Here is an 18,593-nt window from a genome sequence, read left to right as displayed (position 1 = left end):
AAGAGAGGATCGTAAGGAGATACCTCTCCTTGCAGGGGGCCAGGGGCTTGCCCCGGAAAGGCGTTTCAGATTGAAAAACAGTAGCCGATGAATACTGCAGTTTGGAGTGACACAATGTCACTCCAAACTGTGGGACAGCAGTGCTCTGCGGAGGCTTTTTTTGTGGGCGGCGTTTATAAGTCCGCCGCTTGCCGCTGACGCAAATGAGCAATAGCTGCCTTGCAGTTGTAATGCGCATCCTGATTCAGCAGCATGAATTCATAGGCGGTACCGCTGCCGACCCGCCCCTTAATAACGATTTCCAGCCGTTCAAACTCTGCTTGCAGAATCGCTAAAATATCATCCACTGCATACATTTCGCACAGCGTATCCACTGCGCTCAGCGTCAGATCGGTGGATGACGGATCACTGCGCACAAAAGGGTTGTCGCATATTTTTATACAGCCCAGTACGGTCTTTCTGAAATCCGTGTTCATATCTCTCTGATCCTTGTATTAGCAGCCGGCTGTTTATTGTGCTACGGGCAGTACTTTTGCTAGCAACTCTGACAGTGTCTGCGCTTCTTCTTCCGTCAGCTTAGCGGCAAAATTCTGCTGAATAGCCTGGCTGTATACCGGCCACATCGCCTTCACCATGCTGCTGCCTTCGCTCGTGATTTTAATACGGTTGCCACGCCCGTCTTCTGAACACTGATGACGCTCTACCAGCAGGTTCTTTTCCAGCCGGTCGATCAGTCGTGACAGATTATGCTTGTTCAGCAGTATTTTTTCGCCAATTTCAAACTGGCGCAGGCCATCGCCTTTGGCTTTATGCAGCTCCAGAAGAACGTCGTACCAGTCCAGAGCGGGCAGGTCCTGGCTCTTCAGCGCAGTCTCTACGGTGCTCAGTAACTGACGTTGGGTACGATGCAGCTGTATCCAGGCCTGAATCGCTTGTGGTGATGGTGTTTTGTTCATGGCGAGAATATTAGAAGCAAGTTGTTGCAATTACAACCAGTTGTGCTTAATGTTGTTTTAGTTGCAATTGCAACTAGGTGCAAAGGAGAAAGCATATGAACAACACTATTAAGCCTGAACAGATAAAACAAAACCTCGATCAGGGAATACCTATGACACTGGTTGAAGCTCTGCCCGAACGCTACTTTGCAGCGGGACATTTACCCGGGGCACTGAATATTCCCCATGACGAAATCAGAGCACGCGCCGCTGAACAGCTGCCGGATAACGAGGCGCTGATTGTTGTGTACTGCGCCAGCAGTAGCTGTCAGAACTCAAAAATGGCGGCACAGATTCTCGCGCAAATGGGTTACGTTAATGTGCAGGAATTTGTCGAAGGAAAGCAGGGTTGGGAAGAGGCTGGTTATCCGCTGGAACTGGCCAACACAGGAGCCGAAGTATGAATTTTATTGATGAACGCTTCGGTAGCTCTGGTGCCACTTTATTGCGGCTGGCATTGGGCAGTATGTGGATTTCTCACGCGTTACTGAAATGGTATGTGTTTACCATTCCGGGCTTTGCTGCCTGGCTGTCCAGCCAGGGAATGCCAGCATTTATGGCATGGCCGGTATTTCTGCTTGAGCTGTGTGGCGGATTGATGATTTTAACCGGCTTTTATGGCCGCTATGCATCGGCCGTGTTAGTGCCGGTCTTACTGGTCGCAACTTGGGCCCATGCCGGTAATGGCTGGGTACATACCAGTACTGGAGGAGGCTGGGAATATCCGTTGTTTCTGCTGGTTGCATCCGTTGTGCATATCCTGCTCGGTGATGGTCACTACGCTTTAAGCCCGCGTAATTTTTTGCTGAAGCGCTGAATCTCCGGGAAGAAAATAAGCCAGCGCAGAAGTCTCAAAGAGGCTTCTGCGCTTCAGTTTCAGAATCTGAATTATGGCCGTCGTGCTTCAAAGCTGATAATCGCATCGTCGTTATCGGCTGCTCTGCCATGCTGATAGTCGCCGGATACGATAACGTCGGTAAAACCGGCTGCCCGCAGAGCGAATGTCAGTTCATATATTCCCCACCAACGCAGGCAAAACAGATCAAGTTCGGTGCTGGTTAATATACCATTTTGCCAATGTTCATAGCGCAGGTAAGTAAGAGTTGTTTGCTGCACATAATTAATTTCAGGATCTGAGCTGGAGAGTGTCAGGCATTCATCATCAGAGGCTTTCCAGCTGCGCAGTGTGCTCCGGCTCCGGATGATTTCTTTGCTGTTATCTATATCCAGAATTAAACGTCCACCGGGAAGAAGATTATCATAACAGCGCTGCAGCAGTGCCAGTGCCGATGCGGTGTTGGTAATCAACTGGAAAGATCCGGCAGGCATAATAATGGCTTCATAGCACCGTGGGGCGGTAAAGTCCCCGAATGTCTGGCGGGTAAGTACAGGAGTAAGATTGCGCTGCAGGCATTCCTGGCGGCAGTAATGCAGCATCTCTTCTGAAGCATCAAAACCTTCTATATTCAGGCCGGATTCCAGCAGAGGAATTAATATGCGGCCATTGCCGGTTGCAGGTTCTAGTATCGCACCCGTGCAGCCTGCGAGACGCTCACGGTAATACTCCAGATCACCAAATGAATGGCCGATGGGTTTGTCCAGGTGATATACCCAGGCAGCCAGTTTTCCGTATACATTTTCCATAATTTAACCACAGCCCCTGATTGTTATTGAAATTCATCCAGCAAAAACTGCCACACCGCCTGTGCGGCTTTGGTTCGTTCGCCAACACACAGCAGATTAATCGGGCTGTTTTCCGGGTGCTGCCAGTCGCTCAGCACTGGAAGTAGCAGCCCGCTTTCCCGCTCCGCTTGGATAAATTCCGGATCAAGCATAATAATACCCAGACCGGCGCTGGCCATATCTACCAGAGCACGGCTGTTATTGGTTTTTATGGCGGGGCTGACTTCGATATTCTCCGTCTGACCCGCACGGTTGCGGAATGGCCAGAAGTTCAGGGAACCGAACACCAGGCAATCGTGCCGGGCGAGGTCGTCAGGAGTATCCGGCTGACCGCGTTCAGCCAGATACTGTGGCGAGGCAAACCAGCCCCAGTGTTTTTCGCCTATTTTGCGCGCAATTAAAGAGGAATCGGGCAGCTGGCCAATACGGATGGCGATGTCTACGTTTTCTGCCAGCAAATCCACATTGCGGTCATCGAGATTTAATTCCAGTTCAATGCCGGGAAATTGTTCGCGCAGTTTCTTCAGTACCGGCACCAGCCGCGCCTGCCCCATCAGAATACTGGCGCTGATTTTTACCCGGCCTTTCGGTGAGGTTTGCATATCATCCAGCAGACCATTCAGGTTGCTCAGTACCTTACTCAGATCACCCGTGCCCAACAGCAGGTTGCGGCCAACATCGGTCAGCTGCAGTTGCCGGGTAGACCGTTGCAGTAAGGGCTGTCCGACAAACTCCTCAAGCTGACGGATCTTTTTACTGACCGACGAGCGCGGCAGACCCAGCTCCGTTGCCGCCGCCTGGAAACTACCGCGCTCTGCAACCCGGTGAAAAACATGCAACAGCGACAGATTGAGATAAGACATAAAACCTCTGACAGGACACGTAAATACCTGATGGTAGCCGGCTTGGTTGATATTTTTGTTTCCAAACCGGAACCAGTAAGTGCGCATATTGATGCCTTATTGACGCCCTGACAAGTTGCTAATCTGCCGCATAACAAACAACGAGGAGAACGGATATGAATGGCAAAACAATTCTGATTACGGGTGGCACCGCAGGCATCGGCCTGGCATTGGCAGATAAACTGGCAGCCGATGGCAATCGTGTGATTATTACCGGGCGTGATCAGCACAAAATAAATCAGGTAAGTGCTGCAATTGGCTGCAGCGGCTTTGTTGCCGACAGTGCCGACGGCGCGGCGCTGAAACAACTGGCCGCAGCCCTGCAAAAAGACAATATTCAACTGGATGGTTTAGTGCTGAATGCCGGTGTGTTTTACCCGCAGGCTATTGCAACCAGCAGCGAAGAAGACTTTGACCAGACCATCGCCATTAATACCAAGGGCCCTTTTATTACCCTGCAGCAGTTACAACCACTGCTGAAGAACCCTTCCAGTGTGGTGTTTGTATCCAGCATTGTGGTGACCAAAGCCTTCCCGCAAGCGGCGGTATATGCTGCCAGCAAAGCGGCTTTTGAAGCCATTGCGCGGGTGGCTAATCTGGAATTTTCAGGTTTGGGTATCCGTATTAATTCGGTTCGCCCCGGTGTAACTGCAACAGCCATTCAGGGCAAAGCGGGGATGAATGCGGAGCAACAGGATGCTCTGTTTGAATCGATGAAGGATACCGTGCTGGGGCGGGTGATGACGGCAGATGATCAGATTGGTGCAATCGAGTTTCTGCTCTCTGATCAGTCACTGGCGATGCGCAGTGCGGTGCTGGAAGTTGATGGTGGGTATTTGCTGTAAAGCATGTCGCTGGCTGTCAGAGTTCCTCACGTAATGTCAGTAATTCTTTGCGGCGGGCGGCGCTGACTTTCGGGTAGCTCATTTTGAAGCTCTTCAGCGTGTTAACCACAATCTGAGAGATAATCAGCCTGGCATTTTTTTTATCGTCAGCGGGGATAACAAACCATGGTGACTCTTTCGTACTGGTCGTGCTCAGGCATGCTTCATAGGCACGCATATAGTCGTCCCAGTGCTTACGTTCCTGCACATCGGCGAGGCTGAATTTCCAGTTTTTTTCCGCTTCATCAATACGTGCCAGAAAGCGCTCGCGTTGTTCATCTTTAGAGATATGAAGGAAAAACTTAATCACCTGTGTGCCGTTACTATGCAGATGAGCCTCCAGATCATTAATCGATTTAAAGCGCTCTTCCCAGATTGCGTGTCCGGCAATTGCATCATCGGAGAACCCCTGGGCCAGCAGTAATTGCGGATGAACCCGTACCACCAGAACCTCTTCGTAGTAGGAGCGATTAAATATGCCTATGCGTCCCCGTTCCGGCAGTCGTTTGGTGGTGCGCCACAGGAAATCGTGTTCCAGCTCTTCACTGCTCGGTTGTTTAAAACTGAATACCTGACAGCCCTGCGGATTTACACCGGACATCACATGGCGGATGGCACCATCTTTGCCGGCGGTATCCATACCCTGAAAAATCAACAGCAAAGATTGCTGATTTGAGGCGTAGTGCAGTCGCTGCAAATCGCTCAGTTCGCTGACCTGAGATTCCAGTATTTTTTTATATTCTTTTTTTGAATCATACAGGGATGGGATTTTGCTCGGACGCCGGGCCAGATCAACATGTTCTCCGGCCTGAACGCGGTAGTCATCGGGATCTATTTTCATAAAACTTCCAGAGTACGCAGATAGTTTAGTGCATCGTCCAGATCAGCCATCGGTAGCAAGACACCACTGAGAACAAATAAAAACGCACGGGTTGCCAATGATAGGGATCGCTCAGCATGCACTAACAGAACTACCATTGACGGAACAACCACTCTAACACCTCTGATGAGACGATTGATATTGCCAGCGTTGCATTAGCACAGAGGTGCTATAGGAAGTGCTGTTCGTCTTTTAACGTTATATCGCTCAGCGGATGGCTGACGCCTTGGAACAGAATTCATGGAGCAGTAATGACACGAGAAACATGGTTGGCTGTCCCGGTACTCTTTGTCCCGGTACTCTTTGTCCCGGTACTCTTTGTCCCGGTGCTCTTTTTCCAGCCAGGCGGATCTTTGAGCAGCCTGTTTGATTCTTAGCTGAACACACCAAAGTCATCGGTTCTTACTTTCAAGAAATCGGCAAGTAACTGCGGTTTTTCAATGCTGTCTGACAATGTTCCCTGCAGATTGATGTGTTTAACAAAGCGTACGCTAAGTAACGATTCTAATTCCGTAATGAAGGCAATAATATTTTCCGGCGATTCAATAGCGGGCCATTTAATAAACCGCCGGTACTTCAACTGTTGAGAATCAACACGGAAACCATAAGTCCCCCATTGCGCATAAAAGACCTCGTCCCGTCTTTCCAGTGAAACCTGCCAATGTCGGTCATTGATGCTGAGTGTTAACAGTAAGTCTTCTGGACGTAACGAGTTGCGTTCAATCACCCAATTCATAGGCTGGGTGGTGCTCCATTGCATATGAATCGACCAGGGCTTCTGTGGGAGCTTAATACCAATGGATTCAAAAAAATCATCTGGGTACATAGTAACCTTAGGGCCTGTCGACACTAATTGAATAGGTCCTGCTGAGAGCTAGTTTTTTTCAGAACAAGGAGAGAGGAGTGATATTAGCGGGCTAAATGAATGACGAACGGCGAAGTTAATGAGAAAAACTGGCCTCAGCCCGAAGGGTTATGGCTAAAAATCCCTCATCCTGCGTTGCTGTTCGTTCGCTTAACCCGTTAGGCCACACTCTCAGCGCCTTGTTTGAGAAATTTTTAGCCAATAACAGGCCTGTTTAATTAGTGTCGACAGGCCCTAGTAATATAACCGGCTCAGGTTCCGTCAGACATGACGCCCTGATAATAATTCACAGGTAACGCAGTGAACTTCTTCTGCGATTTCACTGGCGGTCGGATGCAGGCGGATACTGTTCAGTTTAAAACGCAGCGCCTGAAATACCTCATCACTTACCAGATACAGAAAGTGAGAGATGATCCAGTATTTCCACATATCGTCGTCGCTGTTCAGAATATGTAATACCGGCTCCACCAGTTCGTTGCCCAGTAACGATAAGCGCTCAGCCACCGGCCCGGCGATGGGCCAGTTAAGGTCCTGCAGACACTCCAGCAGATCAGCAATATAAGGCAGCAGATCTTCGTCGGAGGCGGCCTGCAGATTGGCACAGGCTTCATCGTCAAATTTATCTTTGGGTACGAGTCTGATCATTCTGGCATTCATGCTTTGGTATTTATTGTCTGATATTCAGAGTAAGAGCCTTTGGTGAATACTCAAAAAAGGCGACAGGTTAATGGTACGACTCTGGCTCCAGAAAAACACTCCCCCAGGTTATTAATTCACCGCACTCCATCCAGATAGAACAGCCATAACCTGTTGTGGTCGTTTTTATATCTTCCTGATAAATCAGCTCCTGATTTTTAATCCACAGGGTTTGTGACTCTTTACCGTATGGAATAATCAGAGGTATGGGAATGATAAAGGACAGGTATAGGCCAATCCACTTATAGTCACTGCGATAATAGGTGGTCTTTGTTGCACCCTCTATCTCTGCTGGATCACCCGAGTAAGTTTTCTGGCTATGAACGATATCCAGACCTACACAGCCGGTTAATTGGCTGACTATAACAACAATTGAAGCTATATTCCGCAGAGCTTTCATATTCTTCCATCATGTGGGTTAAACCAGACGCAAGTGGCCAACTCAATCGTCACACTGAGAAAAATGGGGTTGATTGGTGCTTGCATTCAATACATGGTTTTTCGCCCGTTGAATCAGCTGCTCATGCGCCGGAAACTGCGCCCCTGTACCTGGCCAGTAAAAGCCATCATCATTTATGCAGAGCGTTATCAGAACCTCTGCATCGTCCAGGCTGAGCGCTTCGTCAGGTTCTGCCGACATTACATAATGAATACGATCCCTGTGCTCCCCGCGAATGGTGTCGGTAACCTCAGCATAATAAAGATGCTGGCTGCCATCCGTGCCCTCAATTACCTTTGCTTCCGTGTGCCTGATAACCGCAGAGTAGGGTGTTTCTGCAACGGCACTGAGCAAATATGGACTTATTGCTTCAATTTGTGCCTGGTTTAACGACCTGTCGGCGCAGGCATAGCCGCTGACCAATAACAGCACGAAAAAGCTCAGATAATTTTTCATGGCGTACCCTGTCAGAAGGCATCCCAGTCATGAAAGTGTTTGTCGTATTCCTTATCGTTAATTTCCCAGCACTCAGCGTTGAGCGTCCAGTCTACGCTTTCGAGATAGCTGATAAATTTAGCGATAAATTCTTCAAACGAATCGGCCTTCAGTTTCTTGGTATCTTCATCACGTCCGAATGAAATCATCTGATGCATCTTGCCTTTAACATCAGGATCAAAATCGATACCGATATGATTACCACCATGGTCATGAGTAATCGGCAGCCACTTTCTGTTCAGGTAAAGTGGTTTGATAACCCCCTCCGGAGACGATGCCATGGAATCGGCCAGATCTTCATTCAGGCCGTCATTCTCCAGCGCGACCCAGGTATCCCACTGGCGTATAATTTCCTTTACCGGTAGCAGACGGATGCCAAAGAAAAACCCACGGCCGTTTCCAGGTTCCTGGCCATTATGCACAGACAGAAAGTTTTTGTACGCCTGTGGCAACTCAAGCCCGGTATGCTGTTCAAGCTGGGCGATCTCTTCGGCGGTTGCACCGTTGTTTAATTCGAGCAGATTAAAACCACCGCGTGCATTAAAAATAGCGGTCATCTTTTCCCATTGTGCTTGCATACAATATTCTCTGTCAGTGTCTTGATTGTGGGAACAGAGCGTTATCTGTTCCGGTGATATTTCTCTGTGCTAATTCAGATTATCGGCGATACGTTCGATGGTTGCCTGGTCCGCCTTCTCATTTCTGCTCGTCCAGTAGTTAAGAACGGCTTCTTTTGTCAGATTGTTTTCATCGGCTAACGCCGAGCGGCATGCCCATGCCAGTAGGTGGTTTGGATCTTTCCAGCCATCATACAGGTTGTGGGCATACTGGTCGCACAGGTAAACCATGGAGCCACTGTCCTGGGTCATCACAAACCAATCGCCTGAAGGGTCTGATCCCAGAGCGAAGAATTCTGTATCGCTGTTGAAGTCATCCAGCTGTTGTCTGAAATCGAAAGCAATGGCTTCCTGGGTAAAAGGCCAAAGGGATGGAAACTGACCATCTTTGTTCAATTGGATGTAAGTTTCAAACCAGTGATGCCATTGCTCAGGAATAACCTTTTTGAACCGAAGTAATGACTCGCTCTCTGGTATTGAATATTTAAAATAGTTAATGTTTTTGAAATTTTTGCATTCTTCGGTAAATTGTTCAGGAAAGTAGTCATCCGCTACCGGAGCAGTAATGATATTAAGTAATTCGTCTGTATTCATGTCACATCCAGATTGTAATTAATTATTGGTCAATACAGTAAATTATTGGTTTCTAATTGTACTGCTTATGTCTGATGACTTTAGTCTTCAGAATCAAAAAATTTTGTGCTAACCAATGCTGAGAAATTTTTTCATTCTGACAGCAATTTGCTCTGTGCTGATGGCTGTATTTGATACCTCGATGTCTGTTACATTAGAAACACAGATCGTGCCATCGAACTTTACTTCGCGGTAAAGTTCCACTGGTCTGGAACAGACACAATAAGCCAGAAACTCTTCATCGTCATCCTCATCGGTAGCAAAGCGATAAGTAATGGTATCAACGAAGTTGTGAAGCTCTACCGGTTCGCTGGTGTAAAAAGAATCAATATTAACAGTAACGCCGGTTCCGGTGGCATCTTTTACCAGTTGCTTCAGCGCACCGGCATAAGGCAGATCTTCGGGTATTTCAACGTCTTCAATTTTTCCAATGCTTACAGTACTTTTCATTGCTTATTCACTTTAGATGCATTCTTACAACAGGGCTTTACCAGAAGGCTCGGATATCTCTGAGTGTATACCTGACAGGGGGCTCAACGGTAACCAGGAGCATTCAGCAGCCAATCCTGGTGAGGTGCCGGGTAGTCTGCATAAAACACTAATAGTTCATTTTCCTGCAATGTATTGATCTTATCGCTATACCATGTGGCATATTCAGAAAATATAGGATTCTGTTCTGCCGGTGTCAGCGCGTAGTAGCGCTCAAAATCATCAGCCAGGGACTCTGCGGAGCCGGTATCGATACTCCATTCAACTTCACCCGATTCTCTCAGGCTGCCACAAGCAATAATCTGATTACCAGGCCAGACATTGTCAGTGATTTTACCGATGATAAATCTCCAGTTCGTACCACTGGCCGACATTCCGCAGTATAAATAGATATCGGAGTATCCTTTGCTATGCAGTATTTCTATCATCTTCATTATTTTGCACGGAAGATAAGTCATCTTAATTAACTCAAAACGATCAACCCGCAATGCCGGGCTATTGTTCTGGCTGCCAGGCACGTCACTGCATATCCTGACAGGCGCAGGCAAGACCAACGATTGATACGAAAAATTTTGGCAGGGGAGTACAGGCTGTCTCTGATCTTGAAAACGGATGCAACACGCAGATGCGATAATCAGAAGACAGCTGTACGGCATCCCTGCCAGTGTCAGCAGATTACCGGAGTTTTACGGCTTGCTCAATAATTGATAAACGTAAAATCAGCAAAGAAAAGCAAAGCCCGGTGTTATGCCCGCTATGCAGCGGATCAGCTCAGCACCCACGGGTAGAGCTTCATTTTGTTGCGCGCTGGATAACTCATGTATCGGTCCTGTCGTTCGTGCTTTAATCCGGTTTTTATTACACCTGAAAACCCTATGCCCGATTGGATGATACTCAGCGATTGGCCCTGGCTGTACAGCTACGGTGGTTTATTTATTCTCGCCTTACTGGCTGCCAGCTTGTTACCGCTTGGCTCTGAGTGGTTGCTGCTGGTGTTGCTCAGCCAGCAACTGGACCCGCTGGCATTGTGGCTGGTCGCCAGTGCCGGTAATACCCTCGGCAGCGTGCTGAACTATGCCCTTGGCTATTACGCCGCCGACCGGGTTATCGCCAGGCAACAACCGCAGTTAAAGCTCAGGCGCTGGCAACAGGCTGAACGCTGGTTTGGCCGCTACGGTATCTGGAGTATGTTGTTGGCCTGGCTTCCGCTGGCAGGGGATTTACTGACGCTGGTTGCAGGCGTATTACGTGCTAACTTCCCATTATTTTTACTGCTGGTCGCCATCGGCAAAGCCGCCCGCTACGCCTTATTAGTAGCGGGGTTTGATTATATGGTGGGGTGAAGGGGGTTGTTAAAGCGGGAAGGATTTAATCTTCTGGAACAGTTTACTCGCTTTTATGATGCGCTCTCCCGGCTGAAAGCTGAGCGAATCAGCCCGGCACCGGCCACTGCGAACAGACCAGAAACCGCGCCGTTAATCCAACGACTGGCATGCTGATACCAGGCCATCACGCCGTTAAAAGAAAAGATTACGGAGTACAGCGCGTTGGTAGCAAAACCAACGCCTATGCAAACAAGCACACCTGACATCAGAAAAGCCGTACTGTCGTTTGCTCCAAGTCCGACAGAAAGAGCCGCCATCCACGCGACGACCGTTTTAGGATTCGAAATATTAAGCACGATCCCTTTGACAAACCAGCCGGCATACGACGTTGAGTTGCCTTCCGCCTGAACTGATTGGCTATCCGGATTAACAGCGGCTTTAGCAGACAAAAACGCCAGCCATAAAAGGTATAACCCGCCAAAAACTTTAAGTGTCATCAATAAATAAACAGAGCTTTGCAGAATCACCCCAAAGCCGCTTGCAGCAACCAACCCCCAGAATACCAGACCAACCGACAGCCCCGCGCCATAGATTAAACTGATCTTTCTTCCCAGGCTCATTGCAATTGTTGCATTTGAGATATTTGCAGGCCCGGGTGATACCGCAATTACAAAGAACGCCAGACCTATATTCAATAAAGATAACATATCTCTCTCCCGGTTTTGTTGATATTACAGCCTTTCGAACAGGCACTACTCTTTCTGCTGAAACGGCGTGGATATTAGCCTGGCAGCATGTGTTTGTCAGGGCTTTGGCTTTAGAGACTGCTTTTCTTTAAGGTAAAGATACAGCGGAAGACCAAATGAGACTCCAACCGACAAAGTTCCCAACACAGCGAAATACCGATATTGCACCTGATGCTTCTGACCGTCTGCAACGATAAAGCCTAATAACGCAACAGCCGCCACTAAAACATCAAACCAGGCAAATAAACTGATAGGATTAGCCGCCGCTTCACTAAATAAGAGGGTAATGTCTAAACCATTAGCCAGCAACCAGGGAACAAACGCTCCGTAGGGAAGTAAAATTCCTAACAATGTAAGAACCAGATAAAACCTCAGCATTTAATTATCCTTGTAAAAATTCATTAGTAAGCGTTAACCTTGGATTCAACTGCGCAGCAGGTAGCCAATTTTATGAAAATTGATTATAAATAGTGACAGGTGGTGGAGTAGGGTTTTAGTCTTATCAGCCGCGACTGCATAGGCTCAGATTTATCTTCCCCGTTTACCGCATGAAGGGCAAACCATGACGCTGATTGTTTTATTGCCTGAACGGCCTACAAATATTGCAAATGAGATAATGACAATGGCGATAACAAAGTTAACGAGCGCGAAAACTACACCTATAAGAAAGATAATCACACCTAAAATACCCGTGATCGTAATCGATTTTTTCTCTTCTTTGGTCACAAGCTGAACATTGCACTTTTTACAAACAGCAATTTTTGGTAACTTTCCATTGTCATTCATCTGGCTCACCACAGTATCGACATGTTATAGCTTCTGATTTCAGAACAACGCCTGCATTTCGATTTTTTATCTGTTATTTCAGTCATGGTTGATCTCATTGTATTTGACTCGCGCCTGAAATCAGGTGTGCTTGCAGTGGCATGTGATTTTCGGATGAGGAGCGCTGATTCCAATGAGATGACATATACAGATGTACTCTCGGCAGAGACTAATGCTGAACTAATCGGATACCTGTTCTAATACACTAAAGTACCGAAACATTAAAGTTCCGACAGATTAGAGGCCGGTCTCCTCTTTGCCTTCATAATATTCATCTGGCGCTTAAAGCATGGACGCGATTTTCGCGTCCATGCATTTATTTTTTATAGCCGCAATTAAACTAGGTTTTACAAACAGAAACGCCACCATCGGCGAGCAATGCTGTCCCCGTTGTAAAACTGGATGCATCAGATGCAAGGTATAATGCAGACTTTGCAATTTCTTCTGGTAAGGCTAAACGCTTTAAAGCGTGTATGCTTTTTACAAATTCTATAGCTTCTGGCGTATTTGACGATTCACGTCCCATTGGCGTATCAGTACCTCCGGGCAATAAAGCATTAACCCTGATTCCTTCTGATCCATATTCAGATGCCAATGCCTTCGTTAAGCCAATAATCCCTGCTTTGCTTGCAGAGTAAGCTGACATTTGAGGCAGGCCAATCGTATAGCCCACAAAAGAAGACGTAAATATAATGGAACCACCACCTGTATTTACCATTGCTGGAAGTTGATACTTTGCCCCCAGAAAAGCACTGGTTAAATTTGTGTTTACAGTATCATTCCACCCTTCCAACGTAATCTCAGATGTTGCGCCAGAAGCACCCAGTGTTCCTGCATTATTAAAAGCAATATCAAGACCACCATATTCTTTAATGGCAAGATCCACCAATGCTTTAGCATAGGATTCATCTTGTACATCACCGGCTAATGCTATGGCACTTCCTCCTTCTTTTATAATCTCATCGACAAGCGTATCAAGCTCTTTTTGTCGTCTGGCGGCAACGATAACCTTTGCCCCTTCTTTAGCAAACAGCTTTGCCGTAGCCCGGCCAATTCCAGAGCTGGCACCAGTAACCAGTGCAACTTTGTCTTGTAAAATATTCATACCGACCTCTTAAGATATTTGATAGCGAAATGCTATAAATACTCTAAAGGCTCTTTCTCTGATACTCGACCCGAATCTTGCTGTATATCGTACCGCCGGGCTTTTAGTAGATTTAACGGCTGATTTTTATGAATTGCCATACTCACCGATTATTAATATTTCACCAATGATATTGTCATTCAGCTCTTCCAGTTCTTCAGCAGGCACCCACCATTCTGTGTGGCGCTTAGCGCCAACAGTCTTAATGGGGTATTTATCCATGAAATCCTTCTTTACTTCGAATTTCGAAACATATCCTTTACCGAAGTCTGTAATATTCCACTGGGTCAATTCGACAGCATATTCCTCACTTGTAACAGGGTAGAATATAGGCTGCTCTGGTAATCTGGGTGGCCATTTTTTAAAACCACTTTCTTTTACCAGCTCTAACTCCTTTTCTCCGAGAGGACGGTAGCACGTGACTGTAATCATATTTTACTCATAAAAATTTATAACCTTGGTTAAGGGGGAGGCCACCCCTGTGATGTCGCGAACGGTTTGAAGCAGGCGTCAGATATACAACGTAAAGCCTTACTTGGGCGTAAACAAAAACCATCAAGTTGTTGAGGCTATATAGATACTCTTGTTGTGCACTCAGTACATCTGGTGAATAACGCGCAATTCAGAGCCTATAGCGGATTCCAGTTCGATAAGCAGGTAATCGGAAATCTCATATCCGGGGTCGACAGTACGCAGAACGAACCGACTGAAACCCATAGGCCACTTATAACAAAGATCGTTCAGTGTGGTGGACTTACTGCAGCAGGGAGTTTGTATTGTGCTGATCGTGAACCCATTCTCATCTGAGTAGCTTTGATCCATAAGGGCCTGCCAATGCCCGATCTCCATTTCAGCGCTGCAGTGCGGACAATGGACAGACTCAAAGTTTTCACCACAGTCCCTGAATACAATGTGGGTATCGGTTTCGGGCGTGATCTCAGATTTTTCCAGGTTCCATGTTTTTTGAATCAGTGCAACAGCGGCTGCCTGAGACTCCTCGCCTGGAATAAAGTCGGGTTCAGCAGGGATAAGGCAAATATAGTGATCTGACATTTTTGTATCTAGAACCCTATGAATTGGTGAGCGATAGTGAGTACAGCCCAAGCCTTTTGTGGACGATTTTTAATTGCCTTGTTATGAGTTGGCCATTTGCACATGCTTTAACTTTCATCCATGAAGGCTAACACTACGCCTCCCGCTAACAACATTACTGGAACAACGGCGAATGCGATGACGCCAGACCAAGATTTTGCTCTGAGTGCCCTAACGCCATCAAGTATAGATGCAGCAACCAGGAGCAAGCTTACTACACCGATTACTAGGTGAACACGATATCCTGGCTCTAACCCGATAACTAGAAAAATGGGGCCAATTGCAGCGCCAATCCACGCGAAAGCTACGCCCTTAGCACCTATGAATGTTTGATAAATATCGCGTTTCATTCGGACTCAATACTCATAACGCCTATGTCAGTTGCGTTTTGGTTGTAGTGGAGTTTTTGGGCAAAGTGGCGAAGCCACCCCAAAACGGAGCGTAGACCAAAATGTCAACTGGACATATTTGTTAGGTTCTTGATCTTTATAGTAATGAATTTTTAAGACTTGATTCATAGCTATGATTCGTATTAACAGCACTAGGCCAATTTAATTTAAGTAACCCATCTAGAGCTTCTGGGATACTCTTCCATATTTCTTCGTTATCATATATGTATACGCTAGCTATTAATGGCAGTGGGGAATGTGGGTCACTACCTTCAAATGACCATACCCGCTTGTCAAAATGTACCCATAAACCTTTATTTGAACATGCCGAAATATAGAGCATTGACAGATTTTTAGATTCTTCGCTTGAATCGAAGTACTCAAGATTATTATCAAAGGCCAGCTTCTCTAGAACTACCTTAAGTTTTGGCCATTGGTCTTTCTGAACATCAATAACTGCCGAATATGCCGGGGTTTTACCAACCAACTTTTCATTCCAATCCCCACCATAGCAAGCTTCAATGTATCCCTTCGGCGGTTCATTTCCCGAACCGCATCCACCGAGAAAAAGTAAAAATATAAATAGAGATCGATTCATCGAAAACCTAACGTTTGGTTAAGGGGCGGGCTTTAGCCCGTCCCAGTGAGCGCAGCGAACGATTTGAACCACTTGTTAGAGGCTTACAGCTCATTTTTGAGCTTCCATGCCTTGTTCCAGCTACTGATTTTAAGATGATGAACTTGGCGACAGCGTGTGGCTTTTTCTGCTTCAAGCATTGATGTCGTTAGCTCGTATCCAGCCCAGTCTTCAGTTCGTAGATGAGCATGATCGCATTGGTCTTTTTCTAAGTTTTCTATCATGCTTTCCAGCTGTTTACGCAAGTACTTTAAGCCGCTCAAATCAGCATGTATGTAAACAACTTCGCCGCCTGGATCAGTTGCAATACTGAGCAGAGTTGGTTTCTCGAGCATGCGGTGCCTCTAACGCCGCACTAAGCGGACTAAAACAGTGGGTTATAATGTGCAGCGAAGCGAAACGTAACCCACTGTTTTAGTGATCTTGCCCCGATAAAACGGACACCTTCATTTTCATGCTGCTATTTGCTCGTATTCCATCGGTGAGCAGTAACCGATTCCCGAATGCAGCCGTTTTCTGTTTGATGTATCTCGCCAAAGCATACTTCAATTCTTCCGCAGAGTGGAATGTCGTATTACGAATAAGTTCAGCTTTCATTGAATGAAAGAATGATTCCATATGCGCATTATCAGTACATTTTCCCGGTCTGCTCAGGCTGTGCTTAATTCCCTGTCTGTGAAGCTCTTTCTGATATCCTGATCCGCGATACTCAACACCGCGATCCGTATGCAGCATCAGCCCCTTGGATGGACGACGCTTTCGTATTGCAGCCATCAGTGTTCTTCGGGTAACTTCTGTTGTTCTTTTGCTATCCAGACTCCATCCTATGATCCGTCGGGAATAGAGATCCATGATGACCGACAGGTAGTGCCACTGCTTTTTAACTTTCAGATAAGTCACATCGGCCACCCATACTTTGTCTTTACAATGAGGAACCGCACCGTCAGGACGAAGGTTTTGTCCTGATGCCAAAAAGCGCTTCAACCCTGGCGCTCGGTACGTTACCTGAGTCACCCGAGCGATCAATCCCATCTCTTGCATCAGCCGCGCTACACGCTTCCTGCTGACCTGATATCCCTGCTTTAACAGCGCTTTCCAGATTCGGGGACTGCCATAGCGACCTTCGTTCTCATCCGAGATATTCTTGATGAGAATCTTTAATCCCATATCTGACTGATCACGTTCAGACGGCTCTCTGTTAAGCCATGCGTAAAAGCCACTACGAGATACCCCCAGCCACTCACACGTGTGCTTGATGCCTAGTTCTTGTCCGAACTTCTCGATGAATCGATATCTTGCTGATGTTCCTCCGCAAGAAACCGTTGCCACTTTTTTAGCAGGTCAATCTCCTGCTTCAGCCTTTTGTTCTCGGCTTCAAGTTTCTTCAGCTTTGAGATTTCTTTCTCTTGCTTACTGGTTGCTTCGGTTAACTTCTTGCGCTTATCTGCCACGATTTTTCCTTCACGGTATTCTTTACGCCATCGTGACAGCATGAACGGATGTATGTCGAGTGTATTGGCGACTTCCTGAACCTGAATCCCTTCAATCAGACTTAGCTGAACTGCTTTCACTTTAAATTCATTTGAATACTGCCAGGTCTTTCTTGGCTGAGTATATTTTGGCATTGGACACCTCGTCAGTTTGACTTTGGTGTCCGTTAAAGCGGGGGAAGATCATAGTTCCGTTTAAGTGCCTTGTTATATTTATTGTTCAGATATATAAACACGGCCTCTCATCTGCGATATTTTATCTGATTTAAGTACTCTTAGATTAATGCTCTTAACGAAAAATTTAATTTCTACTTTAAAGCTTTTCTTGATTTCACTACCGCCTATATCTTTATATTTTGCGATTAATGTTAGTGGAAGTAGAGCACCATCAAATGCTTGTAAATCAAAAACTTCTCGAATTTTTGTACTTTTAAATATTGCTGTAGATATGCATATATATGAGTTGGGTAGTTCTAAATTATACGTTTCAGCCCCATCATGATGCGGGAGCATAAAATCTACGTGCCTGTTGTCAATTGATAGACTAGAACCAGCTAATACTCTCTTATTCTTATGATGATAAAGTCGATTTTCATCAGTATCGATAAATATTTCGCCTTTATCCTCACACTTTAGCTGATAAAATTTCTCAATCATTCCATGGATATCATATTCCCACTCAAAATCAATGTGTTTTGCTACACCTCTTCCAATATTATGGACTTTAAGAGATAGGCTATCTTCATCATCTTTTGCCCAAATCTTTATATAGTTTGGGAACTCATTATTATAGTTAAAGCATACATCTGGAATTACTAATTCAGGAATGTAAGATTGTTTCCTTTGAGTTCGTAACTCGAACAATGTCACAAGAACAAATATTGAGCTAAAAAATGTGCCAATAGAGCTAATCAGAGCGATCCATTCATTTATGCTTAAACTTTCCAATTAATCACCAAAACTTTGAATAAATATAACAGTTTATTCGTAGGCATGCTCGTTAACACACCTAAGCTCTTATTCAGATTTCCAGCCTAACCCATTGTCCGGGCTGTAAAAATCATCGTTATTCTCTTTCTTGTCAGGATATAAACGCGCATGCGCGCTTTTATCCTGAACCGTTCTTTACACTTTGTGCGTTATCACTTTTCGTAAAACCCTAAATGATTGATTTTTCAGGCATCTTTCAGGGCTGAAGGTATCAATTCGCGCATGCGCGTTTTGCTACCGGAGCGTAAATGCGCATCAAATTCTGCAAACAGTAAAATATACTGTTTGCATATGGCTCTTCACCGTTCTTAGTGGAAGAAGCTCGTATTCAGATTTCCAAATCTCAGGTAAATCATTGCTTTATACCGATCTTTGTT

At 46.1% G+C, this 18,593-nt stretch carries 27 protein-coding genes and 1 pseudogene; 4 read left to right on the top strand and 24 right to left on the bottom strand.

The window, feature by feature from the left end:
- Positions 1-173 precede the first annotated feature (173 nt).
- The gene (locus tag NYR02_RS13095) at positions 174-476 is read right to left on the bottom strand and encodes a hypothetical protein (protein ID WP_260976811.1); all 303 of its coding nucleotides are present in this window, start codon (positions 474-476) and stop codon (positions 174-176) included.
- 33 nt (positions 477-509) lie between these two features.
- Entirely contained in the window at positions 510-956 is a 447-nt protein-coding gene (locus NYR02_RS13090) for a MarR family winged helix-turn-helix transcriptional regulator (RefSeq protein ID WP_260976810.1), read from the bottom strand.
- 95 nt (positions 957-1,051) lie between these two features.
- On the opposite strand from NYR02_RS13090, the gene NYR02_RS13085 reads away from it, so the two are divergent.
- Both NYR02_RS13085 and NYR02_RS13080 read left to right on the top strand, forming a co-directional pair.
- On the top strand, positions 1,052-1,399 hold the full coding sequence (locus tag NYR02_RS13085; RefSeq protein ID WP_260976809.1) for a rhodanese-like domain-containing protein: 348 nt from the start codon (positions 1,052-1,054) through the stop codon (positions 1,397-1,399).
- Positions 1,396-1,812, top strand: a complete 417-nt coding sequence (locus NYR02_RS13080) for a DoxX family protein (protein ID WP_260976808.1) — start codon at positions 1,396-1,398, stop codon at positions 1,810-1,812. Before NYR02_RS13085 ends, NYR02_RS13080 begins: the two co-directional genes overlap by 4 nt.
- A gap of 71 nt (positions 1,813-1,883) precedes the next feature.
- On the opposite strand, the gene NYR02_RS13075 is transcribed toward NYR02_RS13080, so the two are convergent.
- Together NYR02_RS13075 and NYR02_RS13070 are read right to left on the bottom strand one after the other, a co-directional pair.
- Positions 1,884-2,639, bottom strand: coding sequence for a class I SAM-dependent methyltransferase (locus NYR02_RS13075; RefSeq protein ID WP_260976807.1), 756 nt, complete (start codon positions 2,637-2,639; stop codon positions 1,884-1,886).
- Between the two features lie 23 nt (positions 2,640-2,662).
- Positions 2,663-3,541, bottom strand: coding sequence for a LysR family transcriptional regulator (locus NYR02_RS13070; protein WP_260976806.1), 879 nt, complete (start codon positions 3,539-3,541; stop codon positions 2,663-2,665).
- 155 nt (positions 3,542-3,696) lie between these two features.
- Between NYR02_RS13070 and NYR02_RS13065 the strand changes: the two genes are divergently transcribed.
- Positions 3,697-4,425: an SDR family oxidoreductase gene (locus tag NYR02_RS13065; protein WP_260976805.1), complete on the top strand. Its 729-nt coding sequence runs from the start codon at positions 3,697-3,699 to the stop codon at positions 4,423-4,425.
- A 16-nt stretch (positions 4,426-4,441) separates the two neighbouring features.
- Here the strand turns inward: NYR02_RS13065 and NYR02_RS13060 are convergent, their stop codons facing one another.
- The 9 genes from NYR02_RS13060 to NYR02_RS13020 all read right to left on the bottom strand — a co-directional run bounded on the left by NYR02_RS13060 (position 4,442) and on the right by NYR02_RS13020 (position 10,096).
- Positions 4,442-5,305: an ADP-polyphosphate phosphotransferase gene (locus NYR02_RS13060; protein ID WP_260976804.1), complete on the bottom strand. Its 864-nt coding sequence runs from the start codon at positions 5,303-5,305 to the stop codon at positions 4,442-4,444.
- A gap of 412 nt (positions 5,306-5,717) precedes the next feature.
- The gene (locus NYR02_RS13055) at positions 5,718-6,170 is read right to left on the bottom strand and encodes a hypothetical protein (RefSeq protein WP_260976803.1); all 453 of its coding nucleotides are present in this window, start codon (positions 6,168-6,170) and stop codon (positions 5,718-5,720) included.
- Between the two features lie 300 nt (positions 6,171-6,470).
- On the bottom strand, positions 6,471-6,854 hold the full coding sequence (locus NYR02_RS13050; RefSeq protein WP_260976802.1) for a DUF5071 domain-containing protein: 384 nt from the start codon (positions 6,852-6,854) through the stop codon (positions 6,471-6,473).
- A 79-nt stretch (positions 6,855-6,933) separates the two neighbouring features.
- Positions 6,934-7,305, bottom strand: a complete 372-nt coding sequence (locus tag NYR02_RS13045; protein ID WP_260976801.1) for a hypothetical protein — start codon at positions 7,303-7,305, stop codon at positions 6,934-6,936.
- 42 nt (positions 7,306-7,347) lie between these two features.
- Positions 7,348-7,800 carry a hypothetical protein gene (locus NYR02_RS13040; protein WP_260976800.1) on the bottom strand — a complete coding sequence of 151 codons (453 nt, stop codon included), beginning with the start codon at positions 7,798-7,800 and terminating at the stop codon, positions 7,348-7,350.
- Positions 7,801-7,811: 11 nt separating this feature from the next.
- Positions 7,812-8,417 carry an SMI1/KNR4 family protein gene (locus tag NYR02_RS13035; RefSeq protein WP_260976799.1) on the bottom strand — a complete coding sequence of 202 codons (606 nt, stop codon included), beginning with the start codon at positions 8,415-8,417 and terminating at the stop codon, positions 7,812-7,814.
- Between the two features lie 69 nt (positions 8,418-8,486).
- On the bottom strand, positions 8,487-9,050 hold the full coding sequence (locus tag NYR02_RS13030; RefSeq protein WP_260976798.1) for a hypothetical protein: 564 nt from the start codon (positions 9,048-9,050) through the stop codon (positions 8,487-8,489).
- A gap of 108 nt (positions 9,051-9,158) precedes the next feature.
- Positions 9,159-9,539: a hypothetical protein gene (locus NYR02_RS13025; RefSeq protein ID WP_260976797.1), complete on the bottom strand. Its 381-nt coding sequence runs from the start codon at positions 9,537-9,539 to the stop codon at positions 9,159-9,161.
- Between the two features lie 83 nt (positions 9,540-9,622).
- Positions 9,623-10,096, bottom strand: a complete 474-nt coding sequence (locus NYR02_RS13020) for a hypothetical protein (protein WP_260976796.1) — start codon at positions 10,094-10,096, stop codon at positions 9,623-9,625.
- Positions 10,097-10,453: 357 nt separating this feature from the next.
- On the opposite strand from NYR02_RS13020, the gene NYR02_RS13015 reads away from it, so the two are divergent.
- Positions 10,454-10,921 (top strand): YqaA family protein, encoded by a 468-nt coding sequence (locus NYR02_RS13015; protein ID WP_260976795.1) that lies wholly within the window; start codon positions 10,454-10,456, stop codon positions 10,919-10,921.
- Between the two features lie 53 nt (positions 10,922-10,974).
- On the opposite strand, the gene NYR02_RS13010 is transcribed toward NYR02_RS13015, so the two are convergent.
- From NYR02_RS13010 to NYR02_RS12960, 11 genes and pseudogenes are all read right to left on the bottom strand, one after another.
- Positions 10,975-11,610 carry a LysE family translocator gene (locus NYR02_RS13010; protein ID WP_260976794.1) on the bottom strand — a complete coding sequence of 212 codons (636 nt, stop codon included), beginning with the start codon at positions 11,608-11,610 and terminating at the stop codon, positions 10,975-10,977.
- Positions 11,611-11,706: 96 nt separating this feature from the next.
- Complete coding sequence (locus tag NYR02_RS13005) at positions 11,707-12,027, bottom strand: DUF2834 domain-containing protein (protein ID WP_260976793.1); 321 nt, start codon at positions 12,025-12,027, stop codon at positions 11,707-11,709.
- Positions 12,028-12,177: 150 nt separating this feature from the next.
- Positions 12,178-12,435 carry a hypothetical protein gene (locus NYR02_RS13000; RefSeq protein WP_260976792.1) on the bottom strand — a complete coding sequence of 86 codons (258 nt, stop codon included), beginning with the start codon at positions 12,433-12,435 and terminating at the stop codon, positions 12,178-12,180.
- Positions 12,436-12,814: 379 nt separating this feature from the next.
- Positions 12,815-13,579, bottom strand: coding sequence for an SDR family oxidoreductase (locus NYR02_RS12995; protein ID WP_260976791.1), 765 nt, complete (start codon positions 13,577-13,579; stop codon positions 12,815-12,817).
- A gap of 126 nt (positions 13,580-13,705) precedes the next feature.
- Positions 13,706-14,050 carry a hypothetical protein gene (locus NYR02_RS12990; RefSeq protein ID WP_260976790.1) on the bottom strand — a complete coding sequence of 115 codons (345 nt, stop codon included), beginning with the start codon at positions 14,048-14,050 and terminating at the stop codon, positions 13,706-13,708.
- 162 nt (positions 14,051-14,212) lie between these two features.
- A complete protein-coding gene (locus NYR02_RS12985) occupies positions 14,213-14,671 on the bottom strand; it encodes a hypothetical protein (protein WP_260976789.1) in 459 nt (152 codons plus the stop codon).
- 107 nt (positions 14,672-14,778) lie between these two features.
- A complete protein-coding gene (locus tag NYR02_RS12980) occupies positions 14,779-15,060 on the bottom strand; it encodes a hypothetical protein (RefSeq protein ID WP_260976788.1) in 282 nt (93 codons plus the stop codon).
- Between the two features lie 136 nt (positions 15,061-15,196).
- Positions 15,197-15,697: a hypothetical protein gene (locus tag NYR02_RS12975; protein ID WP_260976787.1), complete on the bottom strand. Its 501-nt coding sequence runs from the start codon at positions 15,695-15,697 to the stop codon at positions 15,197-15,199.
- Positions 15,698-15,780: 83 nt separating this feature from the next.
- Positions 15,781-16,071 carry an Imm32 family immunity protein gene (locus NYR02_RS12970; RefSeq protein WP_260976786.1) on the bottom strand — a complete coding sequence of 97 codons (291 nt, stop codon included), beginning with the start codon at positions 16,069-16,071 and terminating at the stop codon, positions 15,781-15,783.
- A gap of 117 nt (positions 16,072-16,188) precedes the next feature.
- Positions 16,189-17,361, bottom strand: a pseudogene (locus NYR02_RS12965) (IS3 family transposase).
- A gap of 78 nt (positions 17,362-17,439) precedes the next feature.
- Positions 17,440-18,174, bottom strand: coding sequence for a hypothetical protein (locus NYR02_RS12960; RefSeq protein WP_260976785.1), 735 nt, complete (start codon positions 18,172-18,174; stop codon positions 17,440-17,442).
- Between the last annotated feature and the right edge of the window lie 419 nt (positions 18,175-18,593).

It is taken from the genome of Thalassolituus pacificus (assembly GCF_025318105.1).
GTDB lineage: Bacteria > Pseudomonadota > Gammaproteobacteria > Pseudomonadales > Oceanobacteraceae > Venatoribacter > Venatoribacter pacificus.
The sequence above is the reverse complement of the archived record's forward strand: the minus strand, read 5'-3'. Positions and strand labels throughout refer to the sequence as shown.